Annotated in this window: 6 protein-coding genes; 5 read left to right on the top strand and 1 reads right to left on the bottom strand. The window is 47.1% G+C overall.

What is annotated here, in order from left to right:
* Positions 1 to 392 precede the first annotated feature (392 nt).
* Positions 393 to 2,462, bottom strand: coding sequence for an HAD-IA family hydrolase (locus AAE250_RS18965; protein ID WP_294601549.1), 2,070 nt, complete (start codon positions 2,460 to 2,462; stop codon positions 393 to 395).
* Positions 2,463 to 2,616: 154 nt separating this feature from the next.
* Here AAE250_RS18965 and AAE250_RS18960 point away from each other — a divergent pair, with 154 nt between their 5' ends.
* The 5 genes from AAE250_RS18960 (at position 2,617) to AAE250_RS18940 (ending at position 12,652) form a co-directional block, all read left to right on the top strand.
* Complete coding sequence (locus AAE250_RS18960; RefSeq protein WP_294601548.1) at positions 2,617 to 4,842, top strand: GH92 family glycosyl hydrolase; 2,226 nt, start codon at positions 2,617 to 2,619, stop codon at positions 4,840 to 4,842.
* A gap of 54 nt (positions 4,843 to 4,896) precedes the next feature.
* The gene (locus AAE250_RS18955; protein ID WP_294601546.1) at positions 4,897 to 5,490 is read left to right on the top strand and encodes an RNA polymerase sigma-70 factor; all 594 of its coding nucleotides are present in this window, start codon (positions 4,897 to 4,899) and stop codon (positions 5,488 to 5,490) included.
* A 12-nt stretch (positions 5,491 to 5,502) separates the two neighbouring features.
* Entirely contained in the window at positions 5,503 to 6,486 is a 984-nt protein-coding gene (locus AAE250_RS18950; RefSeq protein WP_294601544.1) for a FecR family protein, read from the top strand.
* Positions 6,487 to 6,723: 237 nt separating this feature from the next.
* On the top strand, positions 6,724 to 9,000 hold the full coding sequence (locus AAE250_RS18945) for a GH92 family glycosyl hydrolase (RefSeq protein ID WP_294603173.1): 2,277 nt from the start codon (positions 6,724 to 6,726) through the stop codon (positions 8,998 to 9,000).
* A gap of 307 nt (positions 9,001 to 9,307) precedes the next feature.
* The gene (locus AAE250_RS18940; RefSeq protein WP_294603171.1) at positions 9,308 to 12,652 is read left to right on the top strand and encodes a TonB-dependent receptor; all 3,345 of its coding nucleotides are present in this window, start codon (positions 9,308 to 9,310) and stop codon (positions 12,650 to 12,652) included.
* The last annotated feature ends 9 nt before the right edge of the window (positions 12,653 to 12,661 follow it).

The following is a 12,661-nucleotide window of genomic DNA, read 5'->3' as shown; positions in this document are numbered from 1 at the left end:
TTATATATAATGTATAAGTTAGCTCCGTCGGGTGGTCTCTAATCACTTAGAAAGCACTTGGTCGAACCCGGTGCGGAATAATCGGGCACAAAATTACTGTTTTATTTCGAACGGACAAATCTTTTTAATCACTTTTTCTATTTAGGGCGTTGCTTTTTGTTTTATTGCTTTATGATGATTGCTATAGATGCTGCCGATAAGATGTATAGAGAAAAGTTCCTCGGCATTAAGAGAAAAAGTGCGGGAGATATGGAGAAAAGTTGTTTTCTTTAGTAACTATTCTCTGTTCAAGCCTTGCGAACGGATATCCGCAGTGCTTGAATATGTGTTCGCGCCTTGCGAACAAGCATTCGCAAGGCGTGAACAGACTTTATTGGGCTATGCTATTCTTCTTATATAAACGGCTTCAGTATATAGAGTATCCCCATAACAAGGAGCGCTACGATTACTGCAAACAGTGTAATTAATAGGAGGGCGTAGAAGAACATAAGTATGGTACGCCAGAAGCTTCTCCACCAACTGGTGCTATACAGTTGCTTGTAGTCCCACCAGAAAAGGGCGAAGATGAACCACCAGGGCAGTTCGTACAGGTCGTTTACCCTGGCATGGCCGTTGAAGGGTAGTATGACAATGCTCAGGAAGAGTATCTGGCAGGCAATGTAGGCTTGGATGAATACATGCTCCGTCAGGTTGTAGTTCAACTTGTACCTTTTGCGGTGGAAGGCGATGAGGGTGGCAAGTGCAAAGAGTGGCAGGGTGGCGATGATGCTGAATGCCTTGTTGCCATGTGCCCAGCTTTTCAGCAAGTTCCATACTTTTTGCAGGAAGGGGGAGTTTTCGAAGTATTTTTCGAGCTTAGTCCCTACCTCCGAACTGGCATCGAATAACTCGTCCATGACACCTTTATCATCACCATCGCTCACGCGTTTAGCAGAAGAAGTCTTTTCGCTCTTCTTCGCTGCTTTGTCCAAACTTTTTTCCAAACTTTTTATGGTGATGTCGAGAACTCGTTTTTCTGTCTCAGACTGGGCTTTGTCTCTATCTTGTATCAGTTCGTCCCGCGCAGCGATAATGTCTTCGATATCTTGTTTCTCCTTGGGCGTTTCTCTTTTCTTCAGCGCGTCCGGATCTATTATTTGTACGGCCATGATGTAGAGGGCGGCAAGGATAAACAGTGTCTGGAAGGGGCGGAAGTATTGTATCCGCTTGCCGTCGATGAAGTCGCGGATCATATATCCCGGACGGTAGAGAAGGTCTATAAGGGTACGTCCGAAGCCGTTGTCTATGTTTGTAAATCCTCCCAATATATTCTTCAGGGCATTGCTGAAGCGGTAGCGGGGTGTCTTCCGGCTTTGCCCGCAACGGGGACAATAGTTGCCGATGTAGATTGTTTCGCAGTTGCGGCACGTGCAGCTCTCTTCACTGTTGGGGGGCGCTTGTTTGCCTCGCACCAGTTTGAGGTGGAGCGCACGCAGGCGTACGGCATAGGGATGCCACCACGGGTCGATGAAGGCGGTGACGCGTTCGGGGAGAAGTTTCCTTTTTTGTATGATGCCCCATAGCGTCAGTACAAAGAGGAGCGGAAAGAGCCAGGTGCCAGACGAATATTCCAATTCTTCGTATGCCAGCCAAAGGAAAAGAGCTAAAAGAATGGTTTGCCCGGTGCTGATTCTTTTTTTCTTTCGCGGGGTGGGGGGAGTGCTTTCAGGCAAGGCGGGGGTGTCGGAACTGCAATCCGGCTGTTGCGGTTCATTGCACTTGTCCGGTAACGTATCGTTCTTGCAGGGCGGCTCTTCGTTCTTGCTTAGCAGCTGCTCTTCGTCCTTGTCCAACAGTTCTTCCAGTGTTGCCATTATCTTGCGGTGCGGATATCTACCCAGTTCTTGCGCGGTAGTCACTCCGTGGGTGACGCCGGCAAAGTCTACTCCTGCTGCCTGGGCCGTTTCTGCATCGACTATGCTGTCGCCGATGTACAGCGTTTCGGCTTTGGTGACGTGCAGTTGCTTGATGGCGAGCAGCAGGCCTTCGGGCGAGGGCTTGGCGGTTTTTACGTCTTCTCCACCTATTATAATATCCATGAAATTCTCGGGGAAGTGCAGGCTCAACAGCTCCTTGATCCGGAAGCGGAATTTGGTTGATATGATTCCGATGCGCGCGCCGGCATCTTTCAGTGCTATCAGTACGGATTTGGTTTCGAGGAACAGCATGGTGTTCACCGTCATGTGCTCGTCGGCTTCCTTGCCATATTCTTTTTTGAAGTCAGCCAACTGCTGTGCGTCTGTTATTCCTGTGAGGATGGAAAAGGAGTCTTCCAGAGTTTTGCCGATGGTCCGTTTTATTTCTTCGTCTGTCACTGCCGTGTATCCGTGGCGTTTGAGGACGTTCTGAAAGCAGGTGACGATACCTCGGGATGAGTCGGCAAGAGTATAATCAAAGTCGAAAAGATAGGTGGTGTAATTCATATTATTACGGCTTTTTGCGACAAAGATAAGGATTAATCGGATTTTTGTATTATTTTTGTTACCTTTAATTTGTGTTGAGAAAGAAAGGTGGTAGACGGAATAAGTGTTTTATCCGCTTGGATTGTTATAATGTACACGTTAACCCTATAATGTTATGAAATTGATAAAATCTTGTTGTTCGTTTCTTACCCTTTTATCTTTTGGGGCATGTACATCCCAAGTGTCGGAAGCTGTAGACCAATGCTATGCCGACTATGTGAATCCTTTTATTGGTACGGATTTTACCGGAAATACCTATCCGGGCGCACAGGCTCCGTTTGGTATGGTTCAACTTAGCCCGGACAACGGGCTCCCGGGATGGGACCGCATCTCAGGGTATTTCTATCCGGACAGTACCATTGCTGGATTCAGCCATACACATCTCTCCGGCACCGGAGCAGGCGATTTGTACGATATATCTTTTATGCCGGTGACATTGCCTTATAAAGAAGCAGAAGCTCCGCTCGGCATTCATTCCTTATTCTCCCACTCGGAAGAGTCGGCAAGTGCCGGATATTACCAAGTCCGGTTGAAAGACTATGATATCAACGTAGAACTGACGGCCACCGAGCGCTGCGGCATCCAGCGTTATACCTTTCCGGAAGCGGATGCGGCTATTTTCCTGAATCTGCGAAAGGCGATGAACTGGGACTTTACGAACGATACGCGTATCGAAGTGGTCGATTCGGTGACTATCCAGGGATATCGCTTCTCTGACGGTTGGGCACGCGACCAGCATATTTATTTCCGTACCCGCTTCTCCCGTCCGTTTACTGCGATGCAGCTCGATACGGCTGCCGTTCTGAAGGATGGCAAACGAATCGGGACTTCTGCCATTGCCCGCTTCGACTTCAAGACGAAGCAGGGAGAGCAAATCCTTGTCAGCACAGCCATTTCGGGAGTAAGCATGGAAGGCGCGGCGCGTAATCTTTCTGCAGAAGTGCCCGATGATGATTTCGACAAATACCTGGCGGCTACGCGGAAGAACTGGAATGAGCAACTCTCCAAGATAGAAATCAAGAGTGAGGATCAGGACGAAATGGTCAAGTTCTATACCGCATTGTATCATTCGATGCTGGCGCCTACCATCTATAGCGATGTAGACGGTGCTTATTATGGCCCCGACAAGAAGATCCATCAGGCAGATGGCTGGACCAACTACAGTACGTTCTCTTTGTGGGATACTTATCGGGCCGCTCATCCCCTCTACACTTTTATCGAACCGCAGCGCGTAAACGATATGGTGAAATCGTTTCTTGCCTTCTATGAACAGAACGGACGCCTGCCTGTGTGGAATTTCTATGGTAGTGAAACGGATATGATGATAGGTTATCATTCCGTGCCCGTCATTGTAGATGCTTACTTGAAAGGAATAGGCAACTTTGATGCGGAGAAGGCGCTGGACGCTTGTGTGGCTACGGCCAATATAGATACTTATCGTGGCATCGGACTCTACAAAGAAAAAGGTTATGTGCCTTATGACGTCACGGATGAACATAATGCCGAAAACTGGTCACTCTCCAAAACACTGGAATATGCTTATGATGATTACTGCATAGCCCGTATGGCGGAAAAGCTGGGCAAGCAGCAGATTGCGGATGAGTTTTACAAACGCTCGCAGAATTATAAGAATGTGTATAATCCACAAACCTCCTTTATGCAGCCGCGTGATGACAAAGGGCGTTTTATCGAAGGTTTCTCTCCCGACGATTATACTCCGCACATTTGCGAAAGCAACGGCTGGCAATACTTCTGGTCGGTGCAGCAAGATATCGAAGGACTGATTTCTTTGGTTGGCGGTAAGGAGCGTTTTGCGCAGAAACTGGACAGTATGTTCACTTACCATCCTGCGGCGGACGATGATCTGCCCATCTTCAGTACGGGCATGATAGGGCAATATGCGCATGGCAATGAACCGAGTCATCACGTTATTTACTTGTTCAATGCTGTGGGACAACCTTGGAAGACCCAGAAATATGCAGCCGAGGTGATGCACGAGCTTTATAAGAATACACCGGCAGGATTGTGTGGCAACGAAGATTGTGGCCAGATGTCTGCGTGGTACGTGTTCAGTGCGATGGGATTTTATCCGGTAGATCCGGTTAGCGGCAAGTACGAAATAGGTACGCCGCTGCATCCGGAGATGAAGATGCATCTGCCCGGCGGTAAGGTGTTTACGGTGCTGGCTCCGGCAGTTAGTCGGGAGAATTGCTACATCCGGTCGGTGAAGTTCGACGGTAGAACTTATGATAAAAGTTATATTACTCATGATCAAATAATGAATGGCGGTGTTCTGGAGTTTGAAATGGGAAACGAACCGGGCCAGGCATGGTATGAGTAATTGATGAATGGATATAGTGGCAGTCCGGTGATATCAGATAAATAATGTAAGATTATGGAAGAAAATTTCGACCAGACTTATAGAGCTCTTTTCCGCAGGTATTATGCCAATCTGCTTTTCTACGCTACACGCATTGTGGGAGAAGACGAGGCAGAGGACGTAGTGCAGGATGTGTTCGTGGAGTTGTGGCGACGGAAGGAGACGATGAAGGTAGGGGAGCAGATACAGGCTTTTCTGTACCGGGCCGTGTACACCCGTGCCCTGAATGTGCTGAAGCATCGGGAAATAGTGAACAGTTACGAAGCCGTTGCACTCGAAGTTCATAAGAAGAGGATTGAATTCTATCAGCCGGACAGCAACGATGTAGTGAAGCGGATTGAAGATAGCGAGCTCAGGAGGAAACTTTCCGAAGCCATCAATGAACTGCCGGATAAGTGCAGGATGGTCTTTAAACTCAGCTATCTGCACGATATGAAGAATAAAGATATAGCCGAAACAATGGGAATTTCGTTGCGGACGGTAGAGGCGCACATGTATAAGGCATTGAAGTTGTTGCGCGACAGACTGGGGTATTTGAACCTCATGCTGGTTTTGTTTTTTTTAGGGAAAGTAAGTGTTTTTGTGAAGAGTGTTGTTTTATTAGCATAAAGGAAGAAAAAGATGAAGAAGTTGAATGAGGAAATAATAGTTAGGTTCCTTAGGGGTGAATGCACCGAGGACGAACTTCGTGAGGTGAATGCCTGGCTGGACGAGTCGGCCGACAATGCCCGCGAACTGTTCAGACTCGAAGAGATATACCACCTGGGGAAAACGAGTTATGCCTCGGAGCAGATAGAAAAAGCAGAAAGGCGATTGTTCAAGAGGTTGGAGCAGGAGAAGACGAAACTGCATAAGACGCGGAAGATGTATGGTTGGATGCGATATGCTGCTGTGTTTATCGGTTTTTTCCTTTTGGGCAGTTTGGGTTATCTTTTTTATCAGGGCTACAACCATACAGAAGCATTGCTGGCCGTTACCACTCAGGATAAGATAAAGGAACTGAAACTGCCGGACGGAACAAAAGTTTGGTTGAACAAATATACTACTTTAAAGTATCCTCGGGCCTTTGCCGAGAATGGCCGTAAGGTTTATCTGGAGGGAGAGGGCTATTTTGAAGTGATGAGAAACCCGGAGAAACCTTTCGTTGTGCAGAGCGAGGCGATGCAGGTCAGAGTGCTGGGTACAACCTTCAACTTGAAGTCCGATAAGATGAAAATGTCTGCCGTAGCCACATTGCTGAAAGGGGAAATCGAGGTGAAGGGCAACCATGACGAAGGTCTGATAATTCTCTCCCCGGGACAGAAGGCCGAGTTGAACGGGGCTACAAGGCGGTTGACCGTGAAGCAGATAGATACCGGTATTGAGAATTGGCATAATAATGAGTTTGTGTTCGAGAAGGCCGATATCTATACGATAGCCCGCACGCTGGAAAGCTCCTATGGAGTGAAGATTATCCTGGCACCCGGTATCGATGTGAGCAAGACTTATTCGGGCACGCTCAAGAAGAAGGAAAATGTAGAGGCAGTGCTGAGTTCGATAACGAATGCCATCCCGGTAGAGTATAAGATCGTGGGAGGAAGTGTATTTCTGTCTTCCAAGAAATGATAATTTAGCATCGTGTGATAACAAGTGTATCTCAAACTCCTCCGCCTGAAAGGGGAGGTGCCCGCTTGCGGGCGGAGGGGTCTTACATAAATAGAAAGTAACTTAGTGCAAGTCCCTTCGGATGTGAAACCCCTCCGCCCTACGGGCACCTCCCCTTTCAGGCGGAGGAGTTTGAGATACTCCGTAAATTCCCATTTATGAACTATATATAGAAACTATAATCAAAGAATTAATATTATGAGAAAACTGTTTGTACTGATTTGCTTTTTGAGCAGCGTGTGCTGGATGCAGGCTAAAGACTTCACCCAGTACGTCAGCCCTCTTGTGGGCACTTTATCTACTTTCGAACTTTCTACAGGTAATACCTATCCCGCCATTGCACGTCCCTGGGGCATGAACTTCTGGACTCCGCAAACCGGCAAGATGGGCGATGGCTGGCAGTATGTATACACCGCCAATAAAATCCGTGGTTTTAAACAGACCCATCAGCCCAGTCCCTGGATCAACGACTACGGTCAATTCTCCATCATGCCCGTTGTAGGCAAACCTGAGTTTGACGAAGACAAGCGTGCCAGCTGGTTTTCCCATAAAGGCGAGGTCGCTTTGCCTCATTATTATAAGGTGTATCTGGCAGAGCATGATGTAGTGACCGAGTTTACTCCTACCGACCGTGCTGTCCTGTTCCGTTTCACTTTTCCGGAGAACGAACACTCTTACATCGTTGTAGATGCTTTCGATAAAGGCTCTTACATCAAGATACTGCCCGAACAGAACCGTATCATCGGCTATACCACCCGCAACAGTGGCGGTGTTCCCGAGAACTTCAAGAACTATTTCGTGGTAGAGTTTGACAAGCCCTTCACTTATCGTGCTTCCGTTGCCGACGGTGTTCTGCAAGAAAACCAGAACGAGCAGACTGCCGGACATGCAGGTGCCATTATCGGCTTTAAGACCCGTAAAGGGGAAATCGTCCATGCACGTGTTGCTTCTTCCTTCATTAGTCCGGAGCAGGCCGAGCGCAATCTGAAAGAATTGGGCAATGATAGCTTCGATGCTTTGGTGCAGAAAGGGCAGGATGCCTGGAATCAGGTCCTGGGTAAGATAGAAGTAGAAGGCGGCAACCTCGATCAGTATCGCACTTTCTATTCCTGCTTGTATCGTTCGGTGCTTTTCCCCCGTGCTTTTTATGAGTTCGATGAGGCTGGTAATCCGGTTCATTACAGTCCTTATAACGGACAGGTATTGCCGGGCTATATGTACACTGATACCGGTTTTTGGGATACTTTCCGTTGCTTGTTCCCTTTCCTCAACCTGATGTACCCTTCAGTAAACAAGCAAATTCAGGAAGGTCTTATCAATACTTATAAGGAAAGCGGTTTCTTCCCTGAATGGGCCAGTCCCGGACATCGTGGCTGTATGATTGGTAACAACTCCGCCTCCATCCTTGCCGATGCCTATCTGAAAGGCGTTAAGGTGGATGATGTGAAGACGCTTTACGAAGGCTTGATTCACGGAACCAACAACGTGCATCCCGAAGTTTCCTCCACCGGCCGTCTCGGCTATGAATATTACAATGAATTGGGCTATGTACCCTACGATGTCAATATCAATGAGAATGCCGCCCGCACCTTGGAGTACGCTTACGATGACTGGTGTATTTATCAGATGGCCAAAGCCCTGGACCGTCCGAAGAAGGAACAGAAACTCTTCGCCGAACGTGCCATGAACTATAAGAACGTATTCGACAAGGAAAGTAAACTGATGCGCGGTCGTAACAAAGATGGTAAGTTCCAGTCTCCTTTCTCACCGCTGAAGTGGGGAGATGCCTTCACGGAAGGTAACAGTTGGCACTATTCATGGTCAGTATTCCACGATCCGCAAGGCTTGATAGACTTGATGGGCGGCAAGGAATCGTTCGTTCAGATGCTCGACTCCGTCTTCATCGTGCCTCCTTTGTTTGACGACAGCTATTACGGCCAGGTTATCCACGAGATTCGTGAGATGACGGTGATGAACATGGGTAATTATGCTCACGGCAATCAGCCTATCCAACACATGATCTACATGTACAACTATGCCGGTCAGCCGTGGAAAGCGCAATATTGGTTGCGCCAGGTAATGAACCGCATGTACACTGCTGGTCCCGACGGATATTGTGGCGACGAGGATAACGGGCAGACTTCTGCCTGGTATGTATTCTCTGCTTTGGGCTTCTATCCTGTTTGTCCGGGCACGGATGAGTATGTCTTGGGTGCTCCTTTGTTTAAGAAAGCAACGCTCCACTTTGAAAACGGCAACTCAATGACCATTGACGCTGCGGATAATACTTCCGATAATATCTATATCGAATCTCTCCAGCTCAATGGCAATGACTATACGAAGAATTATCTGAAGCACGGTGATCTGCAACGTGGCGGTGTCTTGAAGTTTAACATGGGCAATCAGCCTAATATGCAGAGAGGTACGCAACAGGAAGACCTTCCGTATTCTTTTTCTAACGAGATAAAGAAATAAGCATATAGTAATAATCCATTAATAGACAAGGCTGTCTCAAAAAACGGTTTTACTATCATTTTGTTCTTTTGTAGAGAACTTTATGAAGATTTTCTCCTACTTGTATGTGGAAAGCAGAATCTTCATTAAGTGCTGAATGACAGAATGGTACGCAAATCGGTTATTTGGGACAGCCTTTTCTTTTTATGGTTAACGAAAAAAAATATCTTTTTGGCTAAGTGTATTTTCAGGCACTGTTGTTTTATATACGAAAGCGAGAGAATGAATCTCTTGAAGTAACCATATGTATAACCTATAAATTTTGTTTATGAAAGACAATCATGCTTTTCAAAGTTCGACTTTCATGCGGGCTTTATTAGTCTTGTTGTTCATGGCGGTTTCTGTTCAGTGGGGTTTTGCCCAGTTGAACTTGAATGTGTCCCGTGCTACACTAGGAACAGTCATCGAACAAATCAAATCTCAATCAAAGTATCAATTTTTTTGTGACGACAAGCTGGCGGCATTGTCAGTAGAAAACGTCAAGGTGAAGGATGCATCCATAGAAGACGCTTTGAATGCCATTCTCAAAGGGAAAAACATCTCGTATAAGGTAGAGGACAACATCGTTTATCTTTCAGAGAAAATCGCTTCACAACAAGAAGGTAACCAGCAAGGCAAGGAACGTACGATTACGGGCGTCGTGTCGGATGACATGGGACCGCTGATTGGCGTCAACGTGTTGGTAAAAGGCAGCAGCAACGGTTGTATCACCGACCTGGACGGTAACTTCACGCTGACAACGACCGAAGCAAACCCCGTCATTGTGCTTTCCTACATTGGCTATAAGTCGCAGGAAATTGCTGTGAAAGGTTCGGAACCTATCAATGTAATGATGGAGAATGATACGCAAATGATCGAAGAGGTGGTAGTTACCGCTCTCGGTATCAAGCGTGCTACGAAAGCGTTGAGCTACAATGTGCAGGAAGTGAAGAGTGACGAGCTGACTCGTGTAAAGGATGCCAACCTTGTAAACTCTTTGTCCGGTAAGGTGGCCGGTGTTACTATCAATGCCAGTTCCTCCGGTGTGGGTGGTGCCAGTAAGGTAGTGATGCGTGGTACGAAAGGTATCGACCAGTCCAGCAACGCCCTGTATGTAATCGACGGTGTGCCTATGTTCAATCTTTCAGGTGAAGGCGGCCAGGAATTCGACTCCAAAGGCTCTTCGGAAGCTATTGCCGACATCAACCCGGAAGATATCGAATCCATGTCTGTACTGACGGGTGCTGCCGCTGCCGCTTTGTATGGTAGCCACGCTGCCAACGGTGCCATTGTCATCACTACAAAGAAAGGTAAAGAAGGACGTCTGAGTGTAACCGTATCGCAGAATACAGAATTCCTCCGTCCGTTTGTTACTCCCAAGTTCCAAAACTCATACGGTACGGGTGACCTGATGGCCAGCTCCGGTTCTGTAGAAAGAAGCTGGGGTAATAAACTGAACTCTTCCAACTATATGGGATTCAACCCTATAAATGACTTCCTGAGAACCGGTGTTGTAGCTACTGAGACTGTATCTTTGTCTACCGGTACGGAAAAGAACCAGACTTACTTCTCTGCAAGTGCCGTAAATTCTGCAGGTATGGTTCCTAACAACGATTACGACCGTTATAACTTTACGTTCCGTAACACCACTTCTTTCTTGAACGATAAGATGACCCTGGACGTAAGTGCTTCTTATATCAAGCAGAAAGACCAGAATATGGTTAACCAGGGTACTTACTCCAACCCGTTGGTTACAGCTTACTTGTTTCCGCGTGGTGACGACTGGAACGAGGTCAAGATGTATGAACGTTGGGATACTTCACGCAACATCTATACGCAATATTGGCCGCAAGGTATCGATACCTTTACGGGACAGAACCCTTACTGGATTGCATACCGCAACCTGCGTGAGAACAACAAAGACCGCTATATGCTGAGTGGTAGTCTGAACTACAAGATTCTGGACTGGTTGAGCGTAGCAGGCCGTATCCGTGTAGACAACTCTAACAGTACTTATACTGAAAAGCTGTATGCCACCAGTAACACAACGCTGACCGAAGGTTCTAATAACGGTTTGTACGGCATCTCTACTACAGCCGACAGACAAACTTATGCCGACTTCATGGTGAACATCAACAAGAACTTCGGTGAAGACTTCAGTTTCCAAGCCAACATCGGTGCTTCTTTGTCGGATATGCAGCAAGACGTACTGCAGAACCGTGGTCCTATCAGTGAAGACGGTATTCCTAACGTATTCAACGTATTCCAGTTGGACGACAGCAAGACGAAGCGTACACAGTCCGGTTTCCATGATCAGACTCAATCTCTCTTTGCCAGTGTTGAATTGGGATATAAGAGCATTTACTATCTGACCCTGACCGGACGTTCGGACTGGCCTTCACAGTTGGCAGGTCCTAACTCTACACAGAGTGCCTTCCTTTATCCTTCAGTCGGTGGTTCTGTTATTTTGTCCGAACTGTTGAAGTTGCCCGAGCAGATTTCCTTCTTGAAGGTACGCGGTTCATTCGCTTCCGTCGGTCTTCCTTTCCCGCGCTTCCTGGCCAATCCTACTTACTCCTGGGATAACTCCAATAAGGTATGGCAGTCAAAGCGTAACTATCCGATGTACAACCTGAAACCGGAGCGGACAGACTCATGGGAAGTTGGTCTTACTGCCCGTTTCCTGAAACACTTCAATCTGGATTTGGCTCTTTATACTACCAAGACATATAACCAGACTTTCGACCCGAAAATCTCAGTATCTTCCGGTTACTCTACGCTCTATGTACAGACGGGTAGCGTACAGAATAAGGGTATTGAACTCGGACTGGGTTACTCCAACGAATGGGGAAAATTCAAATGGTCCAGCAACTATGTATTCAGTGCCAACGACAACAAAATTCTTGAATTGCTTGAGAACTATGTACACCCCGAAACCGGTGCCATCATTACTAAAGAACGTCTGGACGTAGGCGGTATGGGTCAGGCACGTTTCATCCTGAAGAAGGGTGGTTCTTTGGGTGACCTTTATTCTACAGCCGACCTGCAACGCGACAACAACGGTAACGTCATGGTGGACCAAAACGGTAGCGTAACTGCTAACTATAATGCAGAAGACATCAAGCTGGGTAGTGTGTTTGCCAAATGCAACATGTCATGGAGAAACGACTTCAGCTGGAAGAACCTGAACTTCGGTTTCATGCTTTCTGCACGTATCGGCGGTATTGTTTACTCTGCTACACAGGCTGCTATGGATATGTATGGCGTATCGGCTTCAACCGAAGCTGCGCGTGATAACGGCGGTGTTTGGGTGAACGGTTCGGACAAGGTGAACGCACAGAAGTGGTACACTACTATCGGTTCTCAATCGGGTATTCCTCAATACTATACTTACAGTGCAACGAACCTGCGCCTTCAGGAAGCCAGCATCGGCTATACCATTCCGAAAGACAAACTTTGGAATGTAGCTGACGTAACGGTTTCTTTGGTAGGACGTAACTTGTGGATGATTTACTGCAAGGCTCCTTTCGATCCGGAAGCTGTAGCATCTACCGGTAACTACTATCAGGGTATCGATAACTTTATGACGCCAAGTGCACGCAGCCTTGGATTCAATGTAAGATTCAAATTCTAACAGATTAAA

It is taken from the genome of Bacteroides sp. GD17 (assembly GCF_038448625.1).
Taxonomy (GTDB): domain Bacteria; phylum Bacteroidota; class Bacteroidia; order Bacteroidales; family Bacteroidaceae; genus Bacteroides.
Note: the sequence above shows the minus strand (reverse complement) of the source record. Positions and strands in the feature narration are given on the sequence as shown.